Source organism: Rheinheimera sp. F8 (genome assembly GCF_001518915.1).
In genome coordinates, this window is the sequence record NZ_CP013656.1 from 3,976,714 (window position 1) to 4,003,580 (window position 26,867).

The following is a 26,867-nucleotide window of genomic DNA, read 5'->3' on the forward strand; positions in this document are numbered from 1 at the left end:
AAATAAGCAATCAACTGTTTCGACTGATGATTCAGCGGTGACAAGGCAACAAAAAATCCATATACTGCCAACGCTTCACCAACCAGACCCAAGTCTGCACGCTGGCCCCATAGCTCAGTTGGTTAGAGCACTCGACTCATAATCGATTGGTCCCTGGTTCAAGTCCAGGTGGGGCCACCACTTCACCAAGCTTTGCTTTATTCGTGTTTATCCTCAGCGGACTACCCAGCCTGCAGTTTGGCGCTCCGTACGCCGCCAAGCGATGATTTGCCAACCGCCCCGTCCGCCCAACTGGTGTCACCATTTCATCTCAACAACACCGTTTCACGCCATTCCATTTACGTTCCTGCTCACGCTGAAAAAAATTTTTGCGATCCAATGGCGCTTCATCTGGATGAACCACCACATGATGACGCAGATAGCGCTCGTAGGCGTCATCGCCGGATAACTGCCGCAGCATTGCCCAGCAGCTTTTAATAAATTGTTTCATCCATTTACTCCTGAGCAGATTGAAGATGCTGACGAGCCACGTATGGCGTCTCAGAAGAAGGCAAAATACTAAGACCGCGCTGGCGCCGCCAGGCCATCCTGAGCATATCGCCGACCACTAAATACAGCAGCACCACAAACAACATCGCGAGCCAGGCATCCAACTGCTGATTAAAAATCAATTGTGGCGCTACAGCCGCCTTATCAGCCGCCAATAAACCCGCATCCAGTTTGTGCTGTAAATCATTGGCCGCAGCAAAAAAACCAATCCGCGGGTCTGTGCTGCTGATTTTCTCAAAGACAGCGGTGGTTGTCAGAATCAGTAACCACAAAAGCGGCAGCGCTGTGACCCACAGATACTTGATGCGGCCGATCTTGATCAAAATAGAAGTCGCAACCGTCAGTGCTATAGCTGCAAGTAACTGATTGGAAATACCAAACAAAGGCCAGAGGATATTGACGCCGCCATTGGGGTCGATCACACCGATGTAGAGGAAATATCCCCAGCCGGCGACCACGATCGCCGAGGTCAGTACCACCGAAGGATACCAGCTGGTTTGGCCTAATCTGGGTGAAAAGTTACCGAGCATATCCTGCAGCATAAAACGTCCCACACGGGTACCGGCATCCAATGTGGTCAGAATAAACACAGCTTCAAACATAATGGCGAAGTGGTACCACATTGCCAGTAAATGCTCACCAAAAGCAGAGGCAAAAATACTGGCCATCCCGACCGCCAGTGACGGCGCACCGCCGGTGCGGGCGAACAAAGTGGCCTCACCCATTGTTGCCGCCAGCTGATGCATTTGTTCGACAGTTACCGGGAAACCCCAGCCAGTGATAGTTGCAACCGCCGCTTCCGGGCTGGCGCCAACAATACCGGCCGGACTATTAATCGCAAAATAAACCCCCGGATCCAGCACACAAGCCGCTATCAGCGCCATGATGGCAACAAAGGACTCCAGCGCCATGCCGCCATAACCAATCATCCGGATATCACGTTCATTCTCCAGCAGTTTTGGCGTCGTTCCGCTTGAGATCAGTGAATGAAAGCCGGAAATCGCGCCACAGGCGATGGTAATAAAGACAAAGGGGAATAAGCTGCCGGCAAAAATGGGGCCTGTGCCATCAATAAACCGGGTCAGGGCCGGCATTTTAATGTCCGGCTGCAAAATGACGATCGCAACCGCTAACAAAATGACCGTGCCGAGCTTCATAAAGGTCGACAGATAATCCCGCGGCGCCAGCAGCAACCATACCGGCAAAATCGCCGCGAGTAAGCCATACCCAATGACGGCAAATGCCAGCGGCAGACCCGGATGATTAAACCATTCGCGTAAGCCCGCTTGTTGGTCGACCCAACCCCCTGCCCCAACCGACAACAGCAATAACACCACGCCTAATAACGAGCCTTCCAGCACACGGCCAGGTCGCAAATAGCGCATATACAGGCCAATAAAGACCGCGATGGGGATGGTGGCCGCCACCGTTGATGTCGCCCAGGGGGAATGTTTCATCGCATTGACCACCACTAACCCCAGGACCGCAATCAGGATGATCATGATTAAAAATGTCGCCAGCAGCGCAGCAAAACCGCCGATGGGCCCTAATTCATCACGGGCCATCTGGCCGAGACTTCGGCCATCGCGGCGCATTGAGCAAAACAGGATCACCATATCCTGCACGCAGCCCGCCAGCACACTGCCGACCAAAATCCACAACGTACCCGGTAAATACCCAAACTGCGCGGCTAATGTAGGTCCAATCAGTGGGCCCGGGCCTGCAATCGCGGCAAAGTGGTGACCAAACACCACCCAGCGGTTAGTCGGCACGTAATCACGACCATCGGCAAGGCGCACTGCCGGTGTGGCGCGGGTTTCATCCAGCATCAATACCCGGGCCGCAATCCAGGCACTGTAAAAACGATAACCAATCAGGTAAGTACAAATCGCCGCCACAATAAACCAGATCGCATTGATCGATTCACCACGGTTCAAAGCGATACCGCCCGCCGCTGCTGCACCTGTGATGGCGATGCCAAGCCAGAGCAAGCGCTGTGACCAGCCTTGCGGTACTATCGGTGTGGTCATGAAAATCCCCGTCTGAAAGTTTTTGTTTTTGTTTGTTTTTTATCGTTCTGTTCTATCGGGTTCGTCCGCGGATGTCAACGCGACAGCCAGAGGTCGGCGCAGCATTGACGACTTTATAGCGCTGGCCAAAACTCTCATGCGCCAACCGGTTCTGGCTGCTTTGATTCAGCTTTGGTACAGTCTGCAACTGGCAGCCTGCAAGTTGCCGCCACTCTATGGCCTGATTGAGGATAATATGCGTGTACTTCCCCTGTTCCTGAGTTCTGTGGTCTTCGCAGGTAGTACGCTGGCTCAGCCAGTATTTAAAGCCGACTTTGAAGGCAGCAGCAGCTGGAACATTTTAAATGGCTGTCAGCTGCAACATGAACTGGCCCGCAGCGGGCAACAGGCGCTGTTTTGTAGCCGCGGCCCTGCCAGTCTGGTGACGCCGGCACTGGTCACTGAGCCAGGCATGCTGGAGTTCTGGGTCAAACCGGAAAATGCCTATACCAGCTATCGCATCAACATCTTGAGTTCAGCCTCTTTAAAAGCAGACGCGCCCTGGCAACAAATTGGTTTGATTGAAATGTCGGCCAGCAGTGCCGATTATCTGGCACACCGGATCTCGATTGACGACCCGGGCCGGAAATTTATTCGGTTGGATATTGAAAGCAGCAACGGCGGCATTGCGCTGGATGACGTTAGTATCGAACGCATTGGACTTGATGTGGCGCTACAGAAAAACGAACAGCGCATTGTCAGCGGTATTTTGGACCGGCTGAAGCAGAACAAGAACCCGGAGCTGCAGGCGGAACAGTTCAAAAGTTTGGGCCAGAATTACGCCGCACAACTGGAAACTCAGCGGCAATATCTAGAGTACGCCAATGCCATCTACGCCAGCATTACACTGGTCCTGGCCAGCTCTGAACGCAACAAAATGTCGAACCCAATGGCCTATGCCTCGTTTCGCAGCATCATCAGCGATACAAAACGCGTGTCGTCGCCGCTGCAACAGGCACGGCTGACCTCGATGGTGAAACCATTTGGCGACCTGGCAACCGCCACATTAAATGTCGTCAGCGGTGGTACTTACTCCGCATTTGCCGAGCCGTTTAAATCCTTCCTGGCAGCGACTTTTGATAAATCCAATTACGAAAATGCCGACTTAAACCGCAAAGATCGTAAATTCGCGGAGCAAAACGGGCTGAAAATTTACGAAAATGCCGAGCGCTTCCTGACCGAGCTGGAAAAAGAATTGCAGCAGGTCAATGCGCTCGACAACGAGCTGGGCAATATGCAGAAGCTGGTAGAAAGCTATCGCAAAGATTTGGACAAACAACTACGCAGTTATATTCAGCATGCCGGCCTCGCGCGGACGCAGGAAAATTTCGGTCGGGTCATGAGCAAAGAAGGAAGCATCCGCGCCAGTATCAGCAGTGAAATTGCAGCGAATGTCGCCAATCATGCGCAACAACTGCATGATCGCGAACAAAACACCGAACTGGTGCAGTATCTGCTGAAAACCTCTGAGCAACTCGAAAGTGTGCAGGAATACAAAGAGCGGTTTAATCAGATTACGGCTGCTGCGCTGACCTTTTACGACCGTTTTGATCGCTCAATCGCACCGGATCAAAACCCGTTTACCGACAACGCCGACAAAACTGCCTGGGAAAATCACGCAAAAAAAGCGCGGGCATATATTAAAGAATCGAAAGAGGCCTTCAGTAAAGCTTACCTATAACGAGTTCAGTCCAGCAAAAACAAAAGCCCCGAAAGCGGCAATGCAGATCAGTTAAGAGTACTTGACCGATCCTGGCAGTGTAGGAAAATCCGGAACCCGTCATAGGTTCCGGATTTTTTTATGCCGTTAATTCAGGATTTAACCGAAGTCATTGAGATGTCCGGGGAGCCCGTCGCCCGGATGGAAGTATTTGCCAACCATATTCCAGATGAATGGGTCCGTATCGCCGCGGCCTTATCCGACAAGGTCACTATCCGCCGCAGGCGATTGCCCGCTGATATGGTGTTGTGGCTGGTGGTCGGTATGGCTTTTTTTCGCAATGAACCTATCTCAGAAGTCGCCCGTCATCTGAATATCTGTGCTGATGGTCTTGCCAACGATGTGCTCCTGGCTGACAGTGCGCTGTCGCAAGCCCGTCAGCGGCTTGGCGAACAACCGGTTGAATGGTTATTCCGTCAATGTGCGCAAGTCTGGGGTCATGAGCGTTATCCTGCTGATACATGGCATGGTCTGCAGGTATTTGCCGTCGATGGTGCTCTGTTCAGAACGCAGGATAATCCTGAGCTCAGAGGCCATTTTGGTTCGGGTAACACCGCTACCAACCGTCAGACGCCTTATCCGATGTTGCGTCTGGTGGCGCTGATGAATGTGCGCTCGCATGTGGTGGTCAACGCAGCCATCAGTCCTTATCGCAAAGGCGAAATCCCGTTGGCCCGCGATTTCATTCAATCCTTGCCGGCGCACTCCGTGACGTTACTGGATAAAGGTTTCTTCAGTGCGGACTTGCTGCTGGGCATTGCCGATGAAGAAACTAACCGGCACTGGCTTATCCCCGAGCGTAAAGGGCTGGTGTATACCGAAGTCGAACGCTATGGCGATGGCGACCGCTTGTTGCAGATGAAAATCTCCCCACAGGCGCGTAAAAAGAACCCGGCATTGCCGGAGTTCTGGCAAGTCAGGGCTGTGACCTATGAAATTGCAGATGGCGAGAAAACAGTCTTCACCTCATTACCTGCGACAGAGTTCACGGCACACCAGGTGGCGACGCTCTACCATGAGCGCTGGGAAATAGAATTAGGCTTTCGGGATATTAAAAGCTCGATGCAACACAATACCATCACGCTTCGCAGCAAAAAGGTGGCGTTGGTGTATCAGGAATTATGGGGACTCTTGCTGGGATACAATCTGGTCCGAAGAGAAGCCAGTCAGGCAGCAGTCGCGCACAAACGAGCCCCTGATGAAGTCAGCTTTAAGTTTGCCTGTCAGTTTATAGCCAACAAACTGGCGATGATGGCAGGCGCTATCTCACCATCGCACACGGCAAGAAGACTGTCAGAGCTGCGCGGTTGTATCGGCAATCTGTTTATAGAAAAACGCCCCAGGCCAGCAAGGCCCAGGGCGGTGAAGATATCCAAAACCCGTTATCCGGTAAACCGCAATGCGGCTCCACTTAAGTGAAGAGCATTGCCCGAAAGCGGGGCTTTTTGCTATGACGGTGTCACGTTTTAAGGCAACACAAAACCAACTGCTTCGTTCACCTTGGCTAAAGTTGCCGCCGCACGACGACGCGCTTCTGCGGCACCTGCCTGCATCACCTGCTGTAAGGTGTTGTGGTCATTACGCAACTCGTGGAAACGTTGTTGTACCGGCTCTAACAGCGCAATAACGGCATCCGCGACATCACCTTTCAGGTGGCCATACATTTTGCCTTCATATTCATTGACCAGCGCATCAACAGATTTGTTGGTAACGCCTGATAAGATACTCAGCAGGTTGGCAACACCTGGTTTGTTGTCGATATCGAAGTATACGCGTGGCGGATCTTCAGAATCCGTCATCGCTTTTTTGAACTTCTTGCTGATCATCTTCGGATCTTCGAGCAAACCGACAAAATTCCATGGATTTTCGTCCGATTTTGACATCTTCTTGGTCGGTTCCTGCAGACTCATCACCCGAGCTGCCACTGGTGGGATATAAGGCTCAGGCACAGTGAAAATATCGCCGTGCAAGGCGTTAAACCGCATTGCGACATCGCGGGCCAGCTCCAGGTGTTGTTTCTGGTCATGACCGACCGGTACCTGATTGGCCTGATACAGCAGAATGTCGGCAGCCATTAACACCGGATAGGTGAAAAGACCTGCGTTGACGTTGTTATTGTGGCGTTCTGATTTGTCTTTAAATTGTGTCATCCGGCTCAGTTCACCGAATTGCGTATAGCAGTTCAACACCCACGCCAGTTGGCTGTGCTCCGGCACATGTGATTGCATAAAGACAGCTGAACGGTTTGGGTCTATGCCACAGGCCAGATACAGGGCTAAAGAATCAAGAGAGGCACTACGCAGTGCGGCTGGCTCCTGGCGGACCGTAATCGCGTGTAAATCAACGATGCAGTACAGACAATCATAGTCATCCTGCATCCGGTCCCATTGGCGCAAAGCGCCGAGATAGTTGCCGATAGTCAACTGACCGGACGGCTGCGCGCCGGATAATACGATAGGTTTGGCCGAATTCTTCTGCATGAACGCTGGGATCCTGTCTGCATACTGCATCTTCTGCTTGGCAGTATTGTCAAAAAATTGCGCCGATTATAACCGGTTCCGCCAGCTTTGCCACGCCCGTCTCAGAGCTGGCTGACGGGAACTTTCTGGCCTGACTCAGACCGGACGGACTTTGGCTAACTCCGCGCGCATCGCCGTGATCACCTGCTGATAATCCGGCTGACTGAAAATAGCCGACCCGGCAACAAACATATCCGCACCGGCAGCGGCAATAGCTGCAATATTGTCAACTTTAACACCACCATCGACTTCCAGCCGGATCGGCCGGCCACTCTGGTCGATTATTTGGCGGGCCTGGCGCAATTTATCCAGCGTCGCTGGTATAAAACTTTGGCCACCGAAGCCAGGATTAACCGACATCAGTAAAATCACATCCACCTTATCCAACACATAATCCAGGTAACTGAGCGGTGTCGCCGGATTAAACACTAAACCAGCCTGACAACCTTCATCTTTAATCAGTTGCAAGGTGCGGTCGACGTGCCGTGAAGCTTCAGGATGGAAGGTAATGATCGAAGCACCGGCTTTGGCAAATTGCGGCACCAGACTATCCACCGGCTCCACCATCAGATGCACATCAATCGGCGCTGTCACGCCATAGTTGCGTATTGCCTGACACAGCATCGGGCCGAACGTCAGATTCGGCACATAATGGTTATCCATCACATCAAAATGTACGACATCCGCGCCTGCAGCCAGCACGCGGGCCACATCATCACCGAGGCGGGCTAAGTCCGCCGACAAAATAGAAGGGGCTATCCAAAACGGTAACATTCGTCTCTCCCAGCTTACAAAGTCGTCACTGTAGCCGATTTCATTGCGCCACGCAGCCGCTTTACCGATGATGAATCCAACGAAGCGCCCAAAAAACAGGCAATCCTGCACCACTTTCGCGCATTTCGCGCTGGCTGATTCGCTGGTAAAAGTCTATCTTATTGAAATAAAACATCTTTCACTGATGGCACAGAACTGGAATTACCTTTGGCGACCATTACAGATAAGGGCAAAGCAAATGAAAACAATGGCAACTAAAACAACAAGTTCGTTGATGCAGGGAAAAAAACTGGGCGCTATCGCATTATTGGTCGCCAGCTGTTTTGGCGGAGCTGCACAAGCCGCCACACTGACCGGAAACGTGGGTTATGTGTCTGATTACCTGTTCCGTGGTATTTCGCAGACAAATGAAGGCATGGCCTTGCAAGGCGGTATGACGCTGACCGCTGACTCAGGATTTTACCTGTCAACCTGGGGTTCAAACATTAAATTCGGCAATGGCTCGATGGAGCTGGACATTCTGGCCGGTTGGACCGGAAAAATTAACGAAGACTGGACCATTGACGTCGGTGCAATGCAGTATCGCTATCCAAACGGTGACAATGAAACCGACCAGTTTAACTTCAACGAATTCTATACCAAGTTTATTTACAAAGACTTAGTCCTCGGTTTCGCCTACTCAGATGACTATTTTGCATCTGGCGTCAACGAATACTACTACCTGTCAGCAGACTACACCTATGTATTGCACGAAAGTTTGAGCTTGCTGTTGCACCTCGGCCACAACCAGTTTGCTGACAATGCGGAATACAATACCTTTATTGCTGCCGGTCCGCTGCGTGGTGATGCCTATCTGGACTGGAGCGTTGGTTTAGGCACTTCGGTATTGGGCTCTGCAGTGCAGTTAAAATTTGCGTCAACGAATATCGAAGGCAGTGCGGGCTGCGATCTGTGTGATGGCCGCTTAGTACTGAGTTTGAGCAAGACTTTCTGAGAACAGAAAGATACGACATCATAAAAAATTAAAAAAACAGCCTTTGTCCACGACCCGAACCGGCAGCCGCAAGGCCGCCGGTTTTTTCTTGCCACAACCAAGGCGCTGGCGTAAAATCGAGCAGCTATTATTTGCATGGACGTTCTGATGAAAACTAAAACTCTGCTGAAATCTGCGTTATTGCTGCTGCCTTTGACAGTCGCTATCGCGATTTCTCACAGTCCGGAACAGCAAAACGCTATGGCCAGCTGCCAACCACAGCTTGTGGTGGCGGAGTCGGGAATTGAAACCCTGCAACTGCAATGTGACAGCACACAACAACAAAGCTGGTTAGGTTGGGCGCAAGGTCATAGCCGTTCTACTCAATTCCACTTTATTGATTTGTTGGAATTACTGAATCGCCTGCACACGCGCCAAGATAATGAATAACGGCCTCTTCTGCTGATGACAGGCACCAAGCCCGGACTCAGACAAATCCTCAAAGCGGTGTTCGGCGCCTTTATCGGTGTGCAATCTGAACAACAACGCCAACAAGACTTTCAGACTCAGGGCCCCTTGCCCTACATCATTGCTGGTGTGATCGTCACATTGTGTTTTGTATTGGGATTAATTCTTGTGGTGAGCCTGGTTCTGAGCTGAATGCCGCGTCGGGTTACTTCTGCCGATAAATAGCAAACAATTCAGCAACCTTGCCACGGCTACTGCCCTTCTGACTGATCGAACGCCCGACCTGGATTGAATCCAGTTCGGCACCGGCATATATCTTCCGGGTCAGAGGCGTATCATGATTACTAATCACCACAGTGTGACCGGCCGCTTGCGCCGCCTCTGCCAGATTGGCGAGCTCAGCCTGATCATCAAAAGTAAAACTGTTTTTAGCATAAGAAGTGAAGCTGGCTGTTTTCGACAGCGGCACATAAGGCGGATCACAATAAATCACTGTTGGCGGCTTCGGCAGCCGGGCAAATAATTCCGGGTAACTCAAACAGGTAAACTCGGCTTTTTGCGCTTTTTCGGCAAAACGCCACATCTCCGCTGCAGGGAAATACGGCTTTTTATACTTACCAAAAGGTACGTTAAACAAGCCGGACTGGTTATAGCGGCACAGCCCGTTAAAACAATGCCGGTTCAGATACAAAAACAACAACGATCGTTCAAGCAAATCTTCGCTCTGATTAAATTGCTGACGAAGTTCCAGGAAGCGTTCTTTGTAATTGTTCTGCTGCGTAAAAAACTGCTGCGCTGCTCCAATCAGCATATCTGGCTGACTTTGTAATAGCCGGTACAGCCCAATCAAATCAGCATTTATATCATTGAGCACATAGGCTGGATAGTCGGTATTGAGAAATACTGAACCGGCGCCAACAAAAGGCTCAACCAGCAAATCGCCGGCTGGCAAATGCTGACGGATCGCCTCCGCCAGATTGTATTTACCGCCTGCCCATTTCAGGAAAGCGCGTTGTTTGGCTATTTTTACGGCTTTAGTCAACGCAGCGGCCCATTAGTTAGTACTGATTTCACTATGGATATCACTGAGTGGCTTGGCGAATCCCTGCTGCAAAGGTACCGGCAGCTGTGCCGCCTGTTGTTTAGCGGCCGTTGTGCTTGCGAACGGCGCCATCACCACCACCAGCTGGCGTTTACCGTCTTTTTTCCGCTCGTAGGTATAGGTTTGCAAGTTGCTGTAGGACTGACGGAAACTCTGCAGCGCGGTATCGTTCGAGAACACCACCAACTGCAGCGCATACTGCGTGCCCGACAATGACAACAGATCAGATTCACTATAGCGGTAAGCACCACCAGTCACAGTGTTCGCGCTGGCTGGCGCCTGATTCAACTCTGCAGATGCTTCGGCTGCTAAGTCTTCCGCTGGTTCAGGCGCTGCTTCAGTTGTCGTGACCGGCGCTTGTGGTGTCGCAATATTGCTTGATTCTGCTGCCATTTCAGACTCTACAGTGGCTTCTTCCGGCAGTGTCGCTGGACGCGTTGTGCCGGTTGCAGTGCTGACATCGGCGCTGATCTCAGCCGCTAAATCCTGCTGCGAACTATCTGTCACCGCAGGGGCCGGCGTTGTCGCAACTGGTTCTGCGCTTGTTGTGTCTGTCGCACTGGCGGTTTGCTGTGTCACCGGAGTGACGGCCACATCTTCTGCCGGAGCGGCGGGCTCTGCTGAGCCGTCAGTATTAAGCGTGCTGCTTTGTTCAGTAAAATCTACTGGCTTCTCAAGACCTTTCGTCTGTGCGGTTCCCCGTTCAGCTTTTTCCAGTTGGTTGACCAATTGTTCAACTACGGCTTTCTCGGCGGCCGGCGGCGGTGGTGCTTCTTTAACCTGAGTCACACTGCCAGCCACTTCCTGTTCTTCCGGCAGATAGGTCAGCGTACCAATACCATCCCCCTGTTGCAGTTGGCGTTCTGTCCAAAACCAGAATACAACGATCCCAACAATCACAGCCATCCCGACGGTAAAAACCCACAATGGTGCTGCAACGGATGCCGTTTGCACTGCAGCCTTCTGCTGTTTCGGGGACTTAGCCGCCAGTTGCGGGTTTAATAAGACGTGTAAATTGCCTTGCGCCTGTGCCAGGCGCTCAGCAATCGTCAGTGTACTGAAAGCGCCGTCCTGCAGCAGCACACTGGCGTCTTCCATCGTAATTGGCGCCAATGGCAAATTGAGTTCGGCATGGGCATCGGCTTGTTCTGCCGTCGCAATCACCAGGCAAGGAATTTCAGCAAGCTCGCTCCACAACTGTTCCGGCAAATACTCAGACTGGTCAAGGATCAGTGCCAACGGCTGTCGGCTCTCGCGCTCGCCAATCAGACTGAGCAGGGTTTTGTCGGTAACCGCGCCGTGACCAAACCATTGCTCCAGTAAGTGCTGGCGAATTTTGCCAGCGCTCAGTTCAGGTTCAACGGTCAGTAATGCCAGATTAAATTCGTCGGATAATAGTTCGGCAACCGCTAAGGCCAGCGTGGATTTACCGGAGCCCGGACCACCGACCAAATAAATCAGCTGATAAGGATTAAATTCGAGCTGAAAAACCAACCGTTCGAGCCATTGGCGCTGTGACGGCAACAAGCCCTGCTGTGTCGCCAGTTTTTGATGTAAATCAGCCATATGTGGCGCCAAATACCTGAATAAGTTCTTGTTCTGTCACGTCATCGACGATAATGGCACGTCCGCATTGTTGCAACAAGATAAAGCGCATTTGGCCGGCTTTAACCTTTTTATCAGTCTTCATATACGGCATAAAATGCTGAATGGTCATGCCAGACGGCGGCATTACCGGCAACTGTACCGCTAACAACAAACTACGGATCGCATCGACATCTGCAACTTCAATCCAGCCACGTGCTGCCGACAGTTGCGCTGCCATCAGCATACCAACGGCGACAGCTTCACCGTGCAACCAGCTGCCATAACCCAACCAGGCTTCAATAGCATGGCCAAAGGTGTGACCGAGATTAAGCAGTGCACGCTCGCCTTGTTCAGTTTCATCCCGGCTGACAATATCCGCTTTCATCTGACAACAATGGCGGATCATCTGGCTCAGCACGGGTTCTTGCTTCGCCTGGATTTGCGTCTGATGGGCGATCAACCATTGCAAAAACGCGGCATCGCCAAGCAGACCATATTTAATGACCTCAGCCATACCGGCAGCGAACTCGCGCGGTGGCAGGCTTTGCAGCATATTGGTGTCTATCAGCACGGCCTGAGGCTGTTTAAAAGCACCAATCATATTCTTGCCAAGCGGATGGTTCACGGCTGTCTTGCCACCCACCGACGAATCGACCTGCGATAACAAGGTGGTCGGGATTTGCACAAAGTCGACACCACGTTGATAACAGGCGGCGACAAAACCGGTCAAATCGCCAATAACCCCGCCACCCAAAGCTACCAATAAGCCATCACGTGGAAACTTTTGTTCCAGCAAAAACGAATTGACCTGTTCAAACGACTGCAGGGTTTTATAAGCCTCACCATCCGGCAGCAGGCACTCACTGACATCAGCGGCGCCAAACAACGAACGCACCTTATCCAGGTACAACGCTGCAACTACAGGATTGGAAATAATGGCGACTTTTTTGTATCCCCAGAGCGGGGTGAATTCGGCTTGCTCAGCGGCGCTTTGACAAAGCGCCGGAGCAATCAGGATGGGATAACTGCGCAGACCAAGTTGAACCGCAACTTTTTCCATCTACAGCTCCCTTCTGAAATTAAAAACCCAGTTGTTCGACGATTTGGTTGGCAACAGCGCGGGCGCTTTGCTCGTCGGTACGAATGGTAAAATCGGCGATTTCTTCATACAGTGGATTGCGTTCTGCCGCCAGACGCTCCAGCACATGTTGTGGTGCTTCTTCGGTCTGTAACAGCGGACGACGCTTATCACGTTGTGTGCGGGCGACCTGTTTCTCAATTGGAGTTTCCAGATAGACCACAATGCCGCGGGCTGACAGACGGTTGCGGGTCTCTCGACTCAGTACCGATCCACCACCAGTTGCCAGCACAATGCCCTGCATACCTGTTAAGTCTTCAATGACGTTTTCTTCGCGCACCCTGAAACCTTCCTCACCTTCCAGATCAAAGACCCAGGCAATGTCTGCGCCGGTACGGCGTTCAATTTCCTGATCCGAATCATAGAATTCGAGGTGCAGCATTTCTGCTAAGTGACGGCCAATGGTACTTTTTCCTGCGCCCATTGGGCCAACGAGGAAGATATTGCGTTTCTCTGCCATATGTCGTAATGCTAATTCAGCTAACTCAAGAGGGTTGATGTCAGGACCAAAAAGCTCCCGTGAAAATTTTAAGCGCTGAATTATGGCAGTATTGGCGCGGGCTTCGCAAGCAAAAGTTCAAAAGGGACAGCCATTCGGCTGTCCCTTCTGCAATTAGCGGGTCTCGTTGATGATTTTTGGTGTGACAAAAATCAGTAATTCTTTTTTCTCGGTTTTATCCAGCGAACGGCGAAACAAAGCGCCAGCGTATGGAATATCGCCAAGTACCGGGATTTTCGATACGGTATTGATCGTTTGTTGCTGATAAATCCCACCCAAGACAATAGTTTCACCGTTGTCGACCAGCACTTGTGTCGTGATACGCTGAGTATCAATCGCGACGGCATTACCGGTTGGCGTTTGTACCACTTTGCCTTCAGTATCCTGGGTTACAGTCAGGTCGAGGATAATTTTGTTATCCGGCGTCACCTGCGGTGTGACTTCGAGGCTTAGCACGGCCTTTTTAAATTCGACGGTGGTCGCGCCACTGGATGCCGCTTGCACGTAAGGGATTTCAACACCCTGTTCGATGCGGGCTTTTTTCTGATTAGCGGTAGAGATCCGTGGTGAAGCCACAATTTCTGCTTTGTTTTCCACTTCAAGCGCCGACAATTCCAGATCTATTAAAGTGCCATCGCCCAGCTTGGAAATATGGAATCCGATACTACCAGCGCCATCGGTCGATACCGGCAAATTGACGTTGTAGCGCCCCGCCTGTGCCGGGATCTGGCCATTTGCCAGCGACTGCGCGGCAGCTGCAGTGCCCGACATCCCTTTGGTCAGCTGCTGATCACTGAAGCCCCAGCGAATGCCTAACTCTTCCGCCACACTGTCTTTGACTGTGACCATTCGCGATTCAATCAACACCTGCTTGACCGGCACATCCAGCCGCTCAACCAGCCGGCGTACGTTTTCAATCGCTTTGGCAGTGTCTTTCAGCAAAATAGTATTGGTGCGCTCGTCAACCGACACATTGCCACGCGCTGATAATAAAGAACTGTCTTTACCGTCCAGCAGCTTAGCCAGATCTGCGGCTTTGGCGTAGTTGACGGTGATAAACTCAGAATATAACGCTTCTAGATCTTCGACTTTTTGCCGCGCCTGCAGCTCTTTGGCTTCACGTTCGGCCAGTTCATCAGTCGGTGCGACCATCAGAATATTACCGTCCATCCGTTTATCCAGGCCGCGAACTTTTAATACGATGTCCAGCGCCTGGTCCCATGGCGTACCATCAAGCCGAAGCGTGACATTGCCACTGACCGAATCACTGGTCACCAGGTTAAAGCCGTTATAGTCGGCGATAATCTGTAGCACAGTACGCACTGGAATATCCTGAAAATTCAGAGATATGGCTTTACCTTTGTAGTCTTTACCGCCCTGCATAAAACCACCGGCCATTGGGTCTTTTTCGATGCTCAGGCTGAAAATATTATCCACTTGCTGATAGGTAAAAGTGAATGCGGCGGTCGGTTCAATTTCCAGACGGGTGATCACACCATCTTTAAAAGTTTCAATGCCTTTGACGATAGTACCGAAATCCAATACATCTAACTGGTACAACAAGTCATCAGCGATATCAGTGTTATGGAACTCTACGACAATTTTACCCAGATTCTCCCGCACATCGATGGCTGCCGAGCTGTCTTTCAGGAAAACCAGTACCTTACCCTCACCTTTTTCACCGCGGCGAAAATCGATGGCCTGTACTTTGTTGATATAAGCATTGGCATCCGGCTTCGCACTACTGCTGGCAGCGTCACTGACCTGCAGATAAAAGGTATTGCCTTCCAGCCGGGTTTTATACAGTTTCAGGTGGTCCAGAAAAACGGCAGTTTTTATGCCTTTTTGCCAGAATTCTGTCCGGGCATTTTTGACACCGGCTTTGTTGATCGTGACATCAGTCAGTTTTTCTTCAAACTCAGCTTCCGGGAAGGTCAACTCGATACGCGACGGTTCATTTAAAATCTGTACTTCAGGTGCCGCGCTGAGCGTTTCGTCAAAGACAAACTCAATCTCAGTTTCGCCAGTACTGAGCGGACTATATCTGACGTCATATAACAGCGGAGCTGCCATCGCAGAGCTGACGCTCAGCAACAAGCAACCTAACGCGATGTGGCACCAGGCTGATCGTTGTTTTTGCATGTTTTTTAGTTGATCCATATGATGCTCACACCTTATTTGCGCGTTGCGGCATTGGGGTCGGCCATTTGCATGGTGGTCGTCCGCTCTTTCCAACATCCGGCGCCGTCCGGGATTAATTCAATTAATTCAATCTGGTTTGCATCTACCTGAATGATCCGGCCATGAAACAACCCAATGTAATTATTTTTACTGACTCTGTGCAAGGTTTTGTCGGCTGCTTCAATCAATGCCCAGACATTGCCACTGTCCCCGAGCGTGCCACGCATTGCCAGATTATCCAACGCAAATTTTTCCAGCGGTTCTTTGCGTCTTGATGGATCAGGGCTCAGACAGTCCTGTGATTGTGAAAATTGTTCCTGCACCGCTTCCGGCCGCGGCGCACTGAACGGGCTACGGGCGTTCACTGATTGGTAACTGATATGCACAAAAGGCTTGGCTTTTGGCAGTGGTGGGATGCCCGCCGGGGTATTGGCTTTAACTGATTCCATAAATTGCTGGATATCAGTCAGCGAATCATTACACCCCTGCAGTAACAACATCATGGCACTCAGTGCCAACAACCGGCCAGCAGGACGACTCATGGCGCCTCCTTATACCGGTAAGTTTTGGCAACCACATTAAACACCAGCCGCTCTTCTTTGTCGGTTGTCACCGAAAAATCATGCAACGATACAATGCGCGGTAATTTAGCCACTTCACTGACAAAATTGCCGAACTGGTGATAATCGCCGACGACATCAATCTGGATCGGCAATTCAGTGTAAAAGTCTTTTTCAATTTCCGGCATCCAGTTAATCCGGACAAAGGTTAACCCGGTGGATGTGCCGGCATAAGTAATATCATCCAACAAGCCCGGTGTTTCGTGGGTTGCAGGCAATTGTTTCAACAAATACGAGAAGGTTTCTTCCATCTCAATCATCTGTTGTTTGTACAGTTCAAGATTGACTGCTGCCGCATACTTCGCCCGATAAGTCTGGCGCAGTTCCTGCTCACGCGTCTCAGCTTTTTGCAGCGTGGTAATTTTGTCATCGACCAGCATGAAATAACTCAGTGTCGCGACCAGGATACTGAACACGGCCACTAACATGGATTTTGCAACTGGCGGCCAGGAGCCCACATTCGCCAGATCCAGATTATTCAGTTCTTCCAGATTAATATTCAGGCTCATTTGGTGCCTCCTGCTTTTTTAACAGGTTTGGCGTTTTTGGCTGGTTTTTTTGCTTTGTCAGCTTTTTGCTTGGCTGTATCGATGTGCACCGTTTCATAACTTTTAACCATCAGGTGCATTTTAAAATCACTGAGCAGCTGGGTTTCATCTTTTGCCGCCTCAATAAATTCAAGTAACGGATTGGACAGTAACTCAGAAGTTTCAACAGAGCGGATCATATTGGACAGCCGGTTATTCGATTCACTTTTACCAACCAGCAATAACGACGGGCCTTTTTTCTCCAGGTTAGTCAGATAAACCCCGGCCGGCGTCACTTTGGCAATTTCATCCATAATCTGCGTACCCAGATTTCGGCTGCTCTGCAGCTGCGCAATCAACTCCATCCGTTTCTGCAGATTCTTTTTCTTTTCGTCGAGTTGTTTGATTTCGGCAATCCGCTGGTCAAGGATCGCAATCTCACCCTGCAGGTAATTGTTACGACCATCCTGCCCCTCGATCATCGAGCCGTACACGGCACTGACAGCAAACACCAGTAAAAAACTGCCAACACAAGCGGCAGTCATCGTGGTCATAAAACGGGCTTGTTGTTGTTTCTTTTGGGCTTCGCGCCAGGGCAGCAGGTTCAGATATGCCATGTTGAGAAACTCCGCATCGCGAGGCCACAAGCAACCATTAATTGCGGTGCCAGCTGCGTCAGCTGTTGCCGGTCAACCGCAGGACCAACTTCCATATGCTGAAACGGGTTTGCCACAATCGTATGGATGCCAAGTTCTTCGGTCAGTAATTTATCAATACCTTCAATCAGCGCGGTACCACCAGAGATGATCAGATAATCAATGCTCTCACGGCCTGAAGTTGTTAAATACATCTGAATACCACGGCGGACCTGCTGCAGGATCATGGTCTGAAATGGCGCCAGTACTTCAAAAGTGTAAGTCGGCGGTAAGTCATTACTGACTTTGGCCTGCTCTGCTTCTTCGTAAGTTTTGCCATAATAAGAAATAATGCTGCGGGTATATTGCTCGCCACCAAACATCTGGTCGCGGGTGTAGTGAGTTTTGCCGCCCTCGAGAATACTCATCAGCGTCATCGTTGCGCCGATATCAACAACGGCAATCAATTTCTCATGCACATCCGGTGGCAGTTGATGAAAGCACAATTCAGCTGCACGGCTTAAACAATAAGATTCGACATCAACTACTTTGGTCGCAAAGTTACCCGCGTCAAGTGCAGACACCCGGCTTTGCACACTTTCAGTGCGCGCTGCGCTGAGCAGTACATTTACTTTCGACGGGTCATTGGCGTTCAGATCCTGTTTCTCAAAATCCATACTGACTTCACTGAGCGGGTACGGGATCAGGCTGTCAGCTTCAACTTCAATTTGACTGGCCAATTCATCATCCGACAGGCTGGCATCCATAAAAATCACTTTGGTGATCACCGTGGAACCGGATACCGCCGCTGCAGCAAACTTGATGTTTTTCGGAATTTTTTTGCGGATTTTAGCAATGACTGTACCGACAGCTTCGATGTCCTGGATCTCACGGTCCGTCATAGACCCTTTAATCATAGGTTCTATTGCCAGGGCTTCTACTTTATAATGCTCGCCGTGTTGGCTCAGCAGAATAGCCTTGACGGTATGAGCGCCAATGTCGACGCCCAGGATGAGTGGATTTTTCGCACGAAACAACCGATTTATCATAGCTTCCTGCAGCCGTCTCAAACTTATGATTATTATGTTTTCGCTGTGGCGTACGTTGTTTTTGCACGAGAAACAACGTGCTTCAACAACTACTAATGAATTTATACTAGCAGCCTATTTTGGTAAAGGGCAGCAAAAATTGGGGCTATTCAGTGTCTTGGCTTAAAAAACTTGTCATTATCCTGTTGAGTTGTCTGACCTTAGGCGTACTTAGCGTTGCCATCACTTATCTGGTGCTGAAAAACGACCTGCCGAGCGTCGAAACGCTGAAAGATGTACGCCTGCAAACACCGATGCGGGTTTTCAGTCAGGACGGCGAATTAATTTCCCAATTTGGTGAAAAACGCCGGATCCCGCTTAAACTAAACGAAATGCCACCGATGCTGATAAAAGCAGTGTTGGCCACCGAAGACTCACGCTTCTATGAGCATCCGGGTATTGATTTGATTGGCGTGATGCGTGCGGCCTCGGTTGTGGCCACCACCGGCGACTATAGCCAGGGTGCTTCAACGATTACGCAGCAACTGGCACGGTTGTTCTTTTTAAGTCGCGAAAAGAAAATCATCCGCAAGGTCAAAGAAGCTTTTCTGGCGATCCATATCGAAGAGCTGCTGAGCAAAGACGAAATCCTAGAACTCTATCTGAACCGGATTGAACTGGGTCAGCGCGCTTTTGGCGTCGGTGCTGCAGCCCAAGTGTATTTCGGCAAGAATATTCAGGATCTGACCCTGTCAGAAATTGCCATTATTGCCGGTTTACCGCAAGCGCCGTCCGTATTGAACCCGGTGCGCTCACCAAGTCGCGCCCGCGCCCGCCGCAATATTGTGCTCGGCCGGATGCTGGCAGAGAAATATATCACCCAGCAGGAATATGACGAGGCGATTCAGTCGCCGATTATTTCGAAACTGCACGGCGCCCAGGTTACCGCATCTGCGCCTTATCTGGCAGAAATGGTGCGACAGGAAGTAGTGGCCCGTTATGGCGAAGAAGAAGCCTATTCAAAAGGTTTTCAGGTGTTTACTACAGTAGACGCGCGCCAGCAGACTCGTGCCGTCAACGCGTTGCAGACCAATTTGCATGCGTACGATGAGCGGCATGGTTTCCGTGGCCCACTCAAAACAGTCTGGCCGGCCGAAAAAGTGACCGCGGCTGACGGCAGCATCACGTTTAAAGAAGAAAAGCGCTTGTCTGACGAAGCTATTCTGGCTTATCTCGATGAACAGGATGCGATTGAAAAACTGCAACCGGCAGTCGTTACCCAAGTCATGGCACAAAGTGCTGAGGTGATGCTTTCTGGTGGCCGCAAAATCGAACTGCCCTGGGACGGCCTGAAATGGGCGCGGGCATATATCAGCAATGAACGTCAAGGCAATGCGCCCAGCGCTGCCGGCCAGGTATTGTCGCCAGGGATGCTCATCTATGTGCGTGAACAGGAAGGCCAATGGCGCCTGAGCCAATTGCCGCAAGCCAGCAGTGCTTTAGTCGCAATGAATCCAAAAGACGGCGCGATCCGCGCCTTGGTTGGTGGTTACAGCTTCAGCCAGACTCAATTCAACCGGGTGACACAGGCAAATCGTCAGGTCGGTTCCAATATCAAGCCATTTATCTATTCCGCCGCGCTGGAGCATGGCTACACGCTGGCCTCGGTGATCAATGACGCGCCGATCCATGAATGGGACGAAGGCTCAGGACAAGCCTGGCGGCCAAAAAACTCACCGGAAGAATACGACGGCCCGATCCGTTTGCGTGAGGCCTTAGCAAAATCGAAAAACGTGGTGTCAGTGCGCCTGATTGGTGGTGTTGGTATTGACCATACCATCAACCATCTCGCTAAATTCGGCTTCCACGCCAACGATCTGCCCCGCAATCAGACTTTGGCGCTGGGTTCTGCGTCACTGACCCCGCTGGAGCTGGTCACTGGTTATGCGGTATTCGCCAATGGCGGCTATCTGGTGAAACCTTATGTCATAACCAAAATTCTTGACGACCAGAATAATCTGATTTACGAACACCAGGCCATCAGTGTTTGTGATCAATGCGAGCAACTGGCCGCCAACACAGCCGAAGCTGACACCAGTGAGACGCAACCTGCGGCAACTGACGCAGCAGAGACAGTCGCAGCCGCGACAGCGGATCCGGCAGTGACAGAACCGCCAAAGCCAACGGAACAGTATGCGCCACGGGTGATCTCGGCACAAAATGCCTTTCTGATCGCTGAAGCGATGAAAAGTGCTATTTGGGGCGGTCCGGGCTGGAATGGCACGGCGCATAAATTAAAGGCGTTAAAACGCCGCGACATCTCGGGGAAAACCGGTACCACTAACGATGTTAAAGACGCCTGGTTCAGCGGTTTTACACCGGATCTGGTGATCACCAGCTGGGTTGGTTTTGATGATTCCGAGAGTGTGTTAGGACGTTCTGTAACCCTTGGCGGCGAATCTGGCGCGACTTCAGCGCTCCCCAGCTGGCTGAGTTTTGCCGAGCTGGCATTGGAAAATGTGCCGGAACAATTCCCGCCAACCCCGACGGGGATTGTCTCGGTGCGCATCGATCGCAAAACCGGTTTGCTGACGCAGGCCAGCGACGACAGCAGCGAGTTTGAGTATTTCATGCAAGGCACTGAACCGACGCAATATGCTGATCCAGTCAATCCATTACAGCCAGACCAGCAAAAACCGGCGGAGATTGATATTTTCCGTTAATCCGAACCAACTGAAACAACAAAGCCGCACAAGTGCGGCTTTGTTATATGCATCACAGAAAATACTCGCTTACGCCGTTAGGGTCTCAAACCAGGCTTCCGCAGCAGCAAGCGCCTGCCCCACCTGCACCGGGCATGTCCCACCAAGCGCCGAGCGTTTAGCCATGCCAGCTTCAATAGTCAGTGCCGGATAAACATCTTCACCAATCAGTGCGCTGACTTCCTGCAGTTCAGCCAGGCTCAGCTGCTCCAACGCCACTTGTTTGGCGGCGGCTTTTAACACCAACTCCCCGGACAGTTCATGTGCATCCCGAAAAGCAATGCCTTTACTAACCAGATAATCGGCCAGATCTGTGGCATTGCTGTAACCAAGTTCAGCCGCTTTACGACAACGGTCCACATTGACAGATAAATGCGGCAGACAAGTCGCCAGTACCAGCAGGCATTGCTGCCAGGTATTCATTAAATCGAAAAAGCCTTGTTTGTCTTCCTGCATGTCTTTGTTGTATGCCAAAGGCAGGCCTTTAAGGATATGCAGAATTGCCACCAGATGCCCAAGCACCCGACCAGTTTTGCCGCGCAGTAACTCAAACACATCCGGGTTTTTCTTCTGTGGCATTAAAGAGGAGCCACTTGAAATCGCATCGCCGAGTTTAAAGAACCCAGCTTCGCCCGAGCAGAAGAAAATCACATCTTCGGATAAACGCGATAAATGCGTCAGACAGATGCTGGCACAGGCAGATAACTCAACAACATAATCACGGTCTGATACCGCGTCGAGGCTGTTGCGTGCAGCCTGGCTAAAGCCTAAGCGCTGCGCCAAAGCTTGCCGGTCCATCGCCACACCAGTGCCGGCCAGAGCGCCTGAACCAAGCGGGCAGCTGTCGAGGCGCTTTAACGCATCGTCAATCCGGCTTAAGTCACGGCGGAACATTTCGACATAAGCCAGCGCCCAGTGACTGACCAGTACCGGCTGTGCGCGTTGTAAATGGGTAAAACCCGGCATCACAGCGCCGTGATGCAAGCGGGCGAAATTGAGTAATGCGCCGATAGCACCAGTCAGGGCCTGCTGCACCAGCTGCGCATTCAACCGGCTCCATAAGCGTAAATCGGTGGCAACTAAATCGTTACGGGAACGGCCGGTGTGCAATTTTTTTGCGATCACACCGATTTTGTCGCCGAGTTTCAGCTCGACCCAGCTGTGAATATCTTCTTCCACAGTCTGCAGCGGCAGCTGTGGATTGGCGCTGACTTCATCCGCCAGTTCAGCCAGTGCCAGGTCCAGTGCTTTGGCTTCGTCCGCAGTGATAATGCCGCCTTCCAGCAGACCACCGGCCCAGGCACGTGAACAGGCGATATCCTGTTGCGCCAGCAGATAGTCAAAACTCAATGAATCATTAAATGCCCGGAATTCTTCCAGACTCGCTTCCTGGAAGCGGCCGCCCCACATCGCCATACTGACCTCAACAAATCTTATGAACAAAAGCCGGGCAAGCCCGGCGTTTTTTTAACACGTTCCGGCGTTATTCTTTCACGCTGTGCAAAGCACGGATGCGGCTCGCCAGACTGTACAGGCGGATAAAGCCGGCTGCATCTTTCTGGTTATACACTTCGTCACCGTCAAAAGTCGCGAAAGCTTCTGAATACAGGCTGTTTGGTGAACGGCGTTTGGCGACAGTCACCTGGCCTTTATACAGTTTCACTACGATGTCACCGGTCAGTTGCTCTGCCAGTGAATTAGACGCGGCAAACAGTGCATCTTTTAATGGCGTGAACCAACGACCGTCATACACCAGTTGCGCCACTTCCAAACCGACTTCTTCACGGTACTTCAGTGAAGTGCGGTCGTACACCAGCGATTCCAGTGCGCGCAGTGCCGCCACAATGATGGTGCCACCTGGTGTTTCATAACAACCACGTGATTTCATGCCGACCAGACGGTTTTCGACGATATCAATCCGGCCAACACCATGGATTGAACCGGCTTTGTTCAGTTGTTCAATGGCTTCCACACCTGACACCGCTTTGCCATCAATCGCTGTCAGCTCGCCTTTTTCAAAGCTCAGCTGAATATATTCGGCTTTATCCGGTGCTTGTTCCGGAGAATTGGTCCACATCCAGACCTGCTCAGACGGCTCGTTCCATGGGTTTTCCAGCTCGCCACCTTCGTGAGAAATGTGGAACAGGTTGGCATCGCGGCTGTAAATTTTGGTCGCGGTCGCGGTAGTTGGCACTTTTTTCTCTGCCAGATAGTTCAGCAGGGACTGACGGGAATTAAATTCCCACTCCCGCCATGGTGCAATCACTTTTAACTGTGGCGCTAAGGCAGCAAAAGCACCTTCAAACCGCACCTGGTCATTGCCTTTTCCGGTACAACCGTGACAGAGCGCGTCAGCGCCCAGTTTCAATGCCAGTTCGACCTGGGCACGGGCAATTATTGGACGCGCCATCGAAGTACCCAGCAGGTACTGGCCTTCATACACGGCACCGGCTTTAATCGTCGGGTAAATCACTTCTTTAACAAACTGCTCTTTTAAATCCACGACGTAGCAGCTGCTGGCACCGGAATTAATCGCTTTTTGCTCAACGCCTTCTAAGTCTTCAGCGCCCTGGCCGACGTCGGCGACAAAAGCAATGACTTCACAGTCATAGTTATCTTTTAACCATGGCACTATGGCCGAGGTATCCAGACCACCGGAATACGCTAAAACGACTTTCTTCACACCTTTTTTTAATTCGCTCATGAGACAAACCTCAACTAAATAAACTGACTAAAACGGCATTCTGGACATGCATGCGGTTTTCCGCCTGCCGCAGGACCAGAGAATAATCACTGTCCAGCACTTCGCTGGTCACTTCCTGACCACGATGTGCAGGCAGGCAGTGCATAAAATGTTTGGCGCCGAGGCGCTGCATCACGGCAGTATTGATCTGAAATGGCGCAAAGGCCCTTTCGATCTGTGCCGGATCGGTTTTATTGCCCATCGACAACCAGGTGTCGGTATAAATTGCATCGGCGCCGGCAGCGGCCGATACGTGCTGACTCAGCGTCAGTTTAGCGCCACTTTGCGCAGCCAGGGCCTGCGCTTTTAACAACACATGCGCGTCCGGACCAAAACCCGGTGGTGTCACCACCGTCAGCGTCATGCCTAAAATGGCGGCACCTAGCATCAGCGAATGACAGACATTATTGCCATCACCAACAAAAGCCAGATGTACCTGCGATAAATCGCCCAGCACTTCCTGCAAGGATAATAAATCGGCTAATGCCTGACACGGGTGGTACAGGTCACTTAAGGCATTTACGACCGGCTTTTTACTGCTGGACGCCAGTTTTAACAGTGTTTGCTGTGAATACACCCGCGCGACAATCGCATCACACCAACACGCCAGATTGGAACCGAAATCTTCCACCGATTCACGCACACCCATAGCGCCGTTTTGCTGGTCCAGATAGACGCTGTGACCACCGAGCTTGTAAATGCCGACGTCAAAACTGACCCGGGTCCGCAATGATGGTTTTTCAAACAGTAAGGCAATGCTCTTGCCTTTTAGTGCCTGATTGTAATCTTCCGGAGTTTGTTTGATTTGACTGGCCAGCGCCAGTAAACCGGACAACTGACTTTTACTTAAATCCGCTAAACACAGTAACTGCGATAATTGACTCATTGTTTCACACTGCACGGCCGCAACGGGCCACCTTTTTTTGAGGAAATCTGTCCGGCAACGGACACCTCTCCTGTTTAGGGTGTCCGCGCGTTAGAGAACAGATTTCAGTGGGGTTACCAACTGATACAAGTGCCAACTTCCTGCTGTTGCATCAGCTTCAATAAATCTTCCGGCTGTTGCCAGCCAGCGACGATGATTGGTCGTCGCAATGCTGCGGCCGTTTCCAGCGCCGCGTCGAGTTTCACTTTCATGCCGCCTTTAATCACACCGCTGTCAACCAGCGCCTGCGCTTGCGTGCTGTTCAGTGACTTAATCAGCTGACCATTGCCATCCAGAATGCCCGGCACGTCGGTGAGTAACACCAGCGTCCCCTGCACCAGCTGACAAATGGCTGCAGCGGCAATATCGGCGTTCACATTCAGTAACTGACCGTCATCACTGAGACCAATAGAGCTGAACACCGGCACAAAACCATTATGTATCAAAGTGTTGACTAAAGTGCCGTCGTTCGCTCTGGCAATACCAACAGCGCCTAGTTTGGTATTGACGTCAAATTTCAAGCTCTGACCGGCGGCGAGTGTCAGCCCTACCGCGTTTAATCCGGCCAGCTGCGCCCGCGCCACCATCAGGCCGTTAACCGCACCGGCCAATGCGCCGGTGATCACCGGCATTTGCTCCGGCGGTGACACCCGCTGACCATCAATTTTTTGCGTGTCGAAACCAAAAGTCGCCAGCCAGCTGTCGACCTGAGCACCACCGCCATGCACCAGCACCAACGGATATTCCGCGGCCAGGCCTTTAATCACGGTCAATAAACTATCAAGTGCCGGCATATCTTCAAGCAGCCGGCCGCCCATCTTCAGCACTAATGGTGAATTATTCATGACAGACTCCGCCGCCAAGTAAACCAGCCGTTTCCGGCTTGCCAAATTTGACGTTGGCCGCCTGCATCGCCTGCGCTGCGGCGCCCTTGAGTAAGTTGTCGAGCGCTGAAACCACAACAACCTGCTCGCCGTCGATTTGCCAGAAAATATCGCAATAAGGCGTACCCGCCACATCCGCCACATTCGGCGACTGGCTCAATAACCGTACCAGCGGTTTACCGAGGTATGCCTGATCAAACGCGGCTTTCACCTGCTCGGCAGTCACACCGGTTTTTAACGTCACGACGCTGGTCGCCAGAATGCCGCGTTTAAAATTGCCAAGGTGGGGCGTGAACACCACTTTGCGGCCTAAATTCTGTTCAATTTCCGGTCTGTGTCTGTGTTTAAAAAAACCATAAGCGTTGAGGCCGACTTCACAAAATGACGTACTCAATGCTGCTTTGCGGCCAGCACCGGAAACACCGCTGGTCGCGCTGATCACCGGGATATTGTCGTCTGCCAACAAGCCGGCTTTGACTAAAGGTAACAGCGCTAATGACGCTGCCGTGACATAACAGCCCGGCACAGAAATCAATTGCGGTAATGGCTGGTCCAGCCATTCCATCAGTGAATACACAGCTTCATTGATAAGCTCTGGATGCTGGTGAACATAACCATAATATTTTGGGTATAAATCAGGGTCTTTCAGCCGGAATGCGCCGGACAAATCCACCACCACAATGCCGGCCGCCATCAGTTTTGGCGCCACTTCTTCACTGGCCTCATGCGGCAGCGCTAAAAAGGCAACATCAACTTTGCCGCGGATATTCTCGATCTCGGCATCGGTCCATGGCTGTACCAACAAATCCAACTGGCCTTTATGCCGCGGATACAGGGAAGAAAAAGACTCTGCCTGCCGCCCGGCAGAGGCATAGGCGTGGCAGAGTGCAAAGTGAGGGTTACGCGCCAATAACACACAAAGTTCGGCGCCGCTGTAACCGGCGGCCCCTAACACTGCGCTGCGAATCACTGAACTGGTGGCAGATTGTGATGACATCTTGTGGTCAGTCTCCAAATGCTAAATAAAAAATGGCCACACCAAAAACTGCGGCCAGTGTATAGAGGCTTTCATGCACTTTCAAGAATTATTATGCTGTTTTTGTGAATTTTTATATTATTCAAATTCACTTTATGCGCTTGCATAAAGATTCACCGGCCGCCAAC

Annotated in this window: 24 protein-coding genes and 1 tRNA gene; 7 read left to right on the forward strand and 18 right to left on the reverse strand. The window is 51.3% G+C overall.

What is annotated here, in order from left to right; genetic code table 11:
- Window positions 1-103: 103 nt before the first annotated feature.
- Window positions 104-180 (forward strand) — tRNA-Ile (locus tag ATY27_RS17685).
- A 130-nt stretch (window positions 181-310) separates the two neighbouring features.
- Here the strand turns inward: ATY27_RS17685 and ATY27_RS17690 are convergent.
- Entirely contained in the window at window positions 311-490 is a 180-nt protein-coding gene (locus ATY27_RS17690; protein WP_208931939.1) for a YbdD/YjiX family protein, read from the reverse strand.
- 4 nt (window positions 491-494) lie between these two features.
- A complete protein-coding gene (locus ATY27_RS17695) occupies window positions 495-2,579 on the reverse strand; it encodes a carbon starvation CstA family protein (RefSeq protein WP_208931940.1) in 2,085 nt (694 codons plus the stop codon).
- Between the two features lie 235 nt (window positions 2,580-2,814).
- On the opposite strand from ATY27_RS17695, the gene ATY27_RS17700 reads away from it, so the two are divergent.
- Together ATY27_RS17700 and ATY27_RS17705 are read left to right on the forward strand one after the other, a co-directional pair.
- On the forward strand, window positions 2,815-4,299 hold the full coding sequence (locus ATY27_RS17700; RefSeq protein WP_208931941.1) for a hypothetical protein: 1,485 nt from the start codon (window positions 2,815-2,817) through the stop codon (window positions 4,297-4,299).
- Between the two features lie 120 nt (window positions 4,300-4,419).
- The gene (locus ATY27_RS17705; protein ID WP_208931129.1) at window positions 4,420-5,757 is read left to right on the forward strand and encodes an IS4 family transposase; all 1,338 of its coding nucleotides are present in this window, start codon (window positions 4,420-4,422) and stop codon (window positions 5,755-5,757) included.
- 47 nt (window positions 5,758-5,804) lie between these two features.
- Here ATY27_RS17705 and trpS read toward each other — a convergent pair whose 3' ends face one another.
- Together trpS and rpe are read right to left on the reverse strand one after the other, a co-directional pair.
- On the reverse strand, window positions 5,805-6,818 hold the full coding sequence (gene trpS / locus ATY27_RS17710) for a tryptophan--tRNA ligase (RefSeq protein ID WP_208931942.1): 1,014 nt from the start codon (window positions 6,816-6,818) through the stop codon (window positions 5,805-5,807).
- 135 nt (window positions 6,819-6,953) lie between these two features.
- Complete coding sequence (rpe, locus tag ATY27_RS17715; protein ID WP_208931943.1) at window positions 6,954-7,631, reverse strand: ribulose-phosphate 3-epimerase; 678 nt, start codon at window positions 7,629-7,631, stop codon at window positions 6,954-6,956.
- A 238-nt stretch (window positions 7,632-7,869) separates the two neighbouring features.
- On the opposite strand from rpe, the gene ATY27_RS17720 reads away from it, so the two are divergent.
- The 3 genes from ATY27_RS17720 (at window position 7,870) to ATY27_RS17730 (ending at window position 9,264) form a co-directional block, all read left to right on the forward strand.
- Window positions 7,870-8,625 carry a TorF family putative porin gene (locus ATY27_RS17720; protein ID WP_208931944.1) on the forward strand — a complete coding sequence of 252 codons (756 nt, stop codon included), beginning with the start codon at window positions 7,870-7,872 and terminating at the stop codon, window positions 8,623-8,625.
- Between the two features lie 147 nt (window positions 8,626-8,772).
- Complete coding sequence (locus tag ATY27_RS17725) at window positions 8,773-9,054, forward strand: hypothetical protein (protein ID WP_208931945.1); 282 nt, start codon at window positions 8,773-8,775, stop codon at window positions 9,052-9,054.
- A gap of 15 nt (window positions 9,055-9,069) precedes the next feature.
- Window positions 9,070-9,264, forward strand: coding sequence for a DUF2970 domain-containing protein (locus ATY27_RS17730; RefSeq protein WP_208931946.1), 195 nt, complete (start codon window positions 9,070-9,072; stop codon window positions 9,262-9,264).
- A 13-nt stretch (window positions 9,265-9,277) separates the two neighbouring features.
- On the opposite strand, the gene ATY27_RS17735 is transcribed toward ATY27_RS17730, so the two are convergent.
- The 9 genes from ATY27_RS17735 to ATY27_RS17775 form a co-directional block, all read right to left on the reverse strand.
- Complete coding sequence (locus ATY27_RS17735) at window positions 9,278-10,114, reverse strand: Dam family site-specific DNA-(adenine-N6)-methyltransferase (RefSeq protein ID WP_208931947.1); 837 nt, start codon at window positions 10,112-10,114, stop codon at window positions 9,278-9,280.
- Between the two features lie 12 nt (window positions 10,115-10,126).
- Window positions 10,127-11,740, reverse strand: coding sequence for an AAA family ATPase (locus ATY27_RS17740; RefSeq protein ID WP_208931948.1), 1,614 nt, complete (start codon window positions 11,738-11,740; stop codon window positions 10,127-10,129).
- Window positions 11,733-12,821 carry a 3-dehydroquinate synthase gene (gene aroB, locus ATY27_RS17745; protein WP_208931949.1) on the reverse strand — a complete coding sequence of 363 codons (1,089 nt, stop codon included), beginning with the start codon at window positions 12,819-12,821 and terminating at the stop codon, window positions 11,733-11,735. Before aroB ends, ATY27_RS17740 begins: the two co-directional genes overlap by 8 nt.
- Before the next feature lie 19 nt (window positions 12,822-12,840).
- Window positions 12,841-13,359: a shikimate kinase AroK gene (aroK, locus tag ATY27_RS17750; RefSeq protein WP_208931950.1), complete on the reverse strand. Its 519-nt coding sequence runs from the start codon at window positions 13,357-13,359 to the stop codon at window positions 12,841-12,843.
- A 153-nt stretch (window positions 13,360-13,512) separates the two neighbouring features.
- Window positions 13,513-15,540, reverse strand: a complete 2,028-nt coding sequence (locus ATY27_RS17755; protein WP_244151355.1) for a type IV pilus secretin PilQ family protein — start codon at window positions 15,538-15,540, stop codon at window positions 13,513-13,515.
- Between the two features lie 32 nt (window positions 15,541-15,572).
- Window positions 15,573-16,121 (reverse strand): pilus assembly protein PilP, encoded by a 549-nt coding sequence (locus ATY27_RS17760; protein ID WP_208931952.1) that lies wholly within the window; start codon window positions 16,119-16,121, stop codon window positions 15,573-15,575.
- On the reverse strand, window positions 16,118-16,708 hold the full coding sequence (locus ATY27_RS17765; protein WP_208931953.1) for a type 4a pilus biogenesis protein PilO: 591 nt from the start codon (window positions 16,706-16,708) through the stop codon (window positions 16,118-16,120). Before ATY27_RS17765 ends, ATY27_RS17760 begins: the two co-directional genes overlap by 4 nt.
- The gene (locus ATY27_RS17770; RefSeq protein ID WP_208931954.1) at window positions 16,705-17,343 is read right to left on the reverse strand and encodes a PilN domain-containing protein; all 639 of its coding nucleotides are present in this window, start codon (window positions 17,341-17,343) and stop codon (window positions 16,705-16,707) included. Before ATY27_RS17770 ends, ATY27_RS17765 begins: the two co-directional genes overlap by 4 nt.
- The gene (locus ATY27_RS17775) at window positions 17,331-18,410 is read right to left on the reverse strand and encodes a pilus assembly protein PilM (RefSeq protein ID WP_208931955.1); all 1,080 of its coding nucleotides are present in this window, start codon (window positions 18,408-18,410) and stop codon (window positions 17,331-17,333) included. The genes ATY27_RS17770 and ATY27_RS17775 overlap by 13 nt, the downstream gene beginning before the upstream one ends.
- Window positions 18,411-18,562: 152 nt before the next feature.
- Here ATY27_RS17775 and ATY27_RS17780 point away from each other — a divergent pair, with 152 nt between their 5' ends.
- Window positions 18,563-21,112: a penicillin-binding protein 1A gene (locus ATY27_RS17780; protein ID WP_208931956.1), complete on the forward strand. Its 2,550-nt coding sequence runs from the start codon at window positions 18,563-18,565 to the stop codon at window positions 21,110-21,112.
- A 69-nt stretch (window positions 21,113-21,181) separates the two neighbouring features.
- Here ATY27_RS17780 and argH read toward each other — a convergent pair whose 3' ends face one another.
- The 5 genes from argH to argC form a co-directional block, all read right to left on the reverse strand.
- On the reverse strand, window positions 21,182-22,567 hold the full coding sequence (argH, locus tag ATY27_RS17785; RefSeq protein WP_208931957.1) for an argininosuccinate lyase: 1,386 nt from the start codon (window positions 22,565-22,567) through the stop codon (window positions 21,182-21,184).
- 67 nt (window positions 22,568-22,634) lie between these two features.
- Entirely contained in the window at window positions 22,635-23,855 is a 1,221-nt protein-coding gene (locus ATY27_RS17790) for an argininosuccinate synthase (RefSeq protein ID WP_208931958.1), read from the reverse strand.
- 10 nt (window positions 23,856-23,865) lie between these two features.
- On the reverse strand, window positions 23,866-24,780 hold the full coding sequence (locus tag ATY27_RS17795) for an ornithine carbamoyltransferase (RefSeq protein WP_208931959.1): 915 nt from the start codon (window positions 24,778-24,780) through the stop codon (window positions 23,866-23,868).
- 113 nt (window positions 24,781-24,893) lie between these two features.
- Window positions 24,894-25,664, reverse strand: coding sequence for an acetylglutamate kinase (argB, locus tag ATY27_RS17800; RefSeq protein ID WP_208931960.1), 771 nt, complete (start codon window positions 25,662-25,664; stop codon window positions 24,894-24,896).
- Window positions 25,657-26,700, reverse strand: a complete 1,044-nt coding sequence (gene argC, locus ATY27_RS17805) for an N-acetyl-gamma-glutamyl-phosphate reductase (protein ID WP_208931961.1) — start codon at window positions 26,698-26,700, stop codon at window positions 25,657-25,659. The genes argB and argC overlap by 8 nt, the downstream gene beginning before the upstream one ends.
- Between the last annotated feature and the right edge of the window lie 167 nt (window positions 26,701-26,867).

Excerpts from the sequence above, each read along its gene's own strand:
- ATY27_RS17700 (WP_208931941.1), top strand. The coding sequence starts at position 2,815 with ATGCGTGTACTTCCCCTGTTCCTGAGTTCTGTGGTCTTCGCAGGTAGT.
- ATY27_RS17725 (WP_208931945.1), top strand. The coding sequence starts at position 8,773 with ATGAAAACTAAAACTCTGCTGAAATCTGCGTTATTGCTGCTGCCTTTG.
- rpe (WP_208931943.1), bottom strand. The coding sequence starts at position 7,631 with ATGTTACCGTTTTGGATAGCCCCTTCTATTTTGTCGGCGGACTTAGCC.
- argB (WP_208931960.1), bottom strand. The coding sequence starts at position 25,664 with ATGAATAATTCACCATTAGTGCTGAAGATGGGCGGCCGGCTGCTTGAA.
- argH (WP_208931957.1), bottom strand. The coding sequence starts at position 22,567 with ATGGCGATGTGGGGCGGCCGCTTCCAGGAAGCGAGTCTGGAAGAATTC.
- ATY27_RS17720 (WP_208931944.1), top strand. The coding sequence starts at position 7,870 with ATGAAAACAATGGCAACTAAAACAACAAGTTCGTTGATGCAGGGAAAA.
- ATY27_RS17740 (WP_208931948.1), bottom strand. The coding sequence starts at position 11,740 with ATGGCTGATTTACATCAAAAACTGGCGACACAGCAGGGCTTGTTGCCG.
- ATY27_RS17795 (WP_208931959.1), bottom strand. The coding sequence starts at position 24,780 with ATGAGTCAATTATCGCAGTTACTGTGTTTAGCGGATTTAAGTAAAAGT.
- ATY27_RS17705 (WP_208931129.1), top strand. The coding sequence starts at position 4,420 with ATGCCGTTAATTCAGGATTTAACCGAAGTCATTGAGATGTCCGGGGAG.
- ATY27_RS17730 (WP_208931946.1), top strand. The coding sequence starts at position 9,070 with ATGACAGGCACCAAGCCCGGACTCAGACAAATCCTCAAAGCGGTGTTC.
- ATY27_RS17775 (WP_208931955.1), bottom strand. The coding sequence starts at position 18,410 with ATGATAAATCGGTTGTTTCGTGCGAAAAATCCACTCATCCTGGGCGTC.
- argC (WP_208931961.1), bottom strand. The coding sequence starts at position 26,700 with ATGTCATCACAATCTGCCACCAGTTCAGTGATTCGCAGCGCAGTGTTA.
- ATY27_RS17770 (WP_208931954.1), bottom strand. The coding sequence starts at position 17,343 with ATGGCATATCTGAACCTGCTGCCCTGGCGCGAAGCCCAAAAGAAACAA.
- ATY27_RS17695 (WP_208931940.1), bottom strand. The coding sequence starts at position 2,579 with ATGACCACACCGATAGTACCGCAAGGCTGGTCACAGCGCTTGCTCTGG.
- ATY27_RS17790 (WP_208931958.1), bottom strand. The coding sequence starts at position 23,855 with ATGAGCGAATTAAAAAAAGGTGTGAAGAAAGTCGTTTTAGCGTATTCC.
- ATY27_RS17765 (WP_208931953.1), bottom strand. The coding sequence starts at position 16,708 with ATGAGCCTGAATATTAATCTGGAAGAACTGAATAATCTGGATCTGGCG.
- ATY27_RS17755 (WP_244151355.1), bottom strand. The coding sequence starts at position 15,540 with ATGCAAAAACAACGATCAGCCTGGTGCCACATCGCGTTAGGTTGCTTG.
- ATY27_RS17690 (WP_208931939.1), bottom strand. The coding sequence starts at position 490 with ATGAAACAATTTATTAAAAGCTGCTGGGCAATGCTGCGGCAGTTATCC.
- aroB (WP_208931949.1), bottom strand. The coding sequence starts at position 12,821 with ATGGAAAAAGTTGCGGTTCAACTTGGTCTGCGCAGTTATCCCATCCTG.
- ATY27_RS17760 (WP_208931952.1), bottom strand. The coding sequence starts at position 16,121 with ATGAGTCGTCCTGCTGGCCGGTTGTTGGCACTGAGTGCCATGATGTTG.
- trpS (WP_208931942.1), bottom strand. The coding sequence starts at position 6,818 with ATGCAGAAGAATTCGGCCAAACCTATCGTATTATCCGGCGCGCAGCCG.
- aroK (WP_208931950.1), bottom strand. The coding sequence starts at position 13,359 with ATGGCAGAGAAACGCAATATCTTCCTCGTTGGCCCAATGGGCGCAGGA.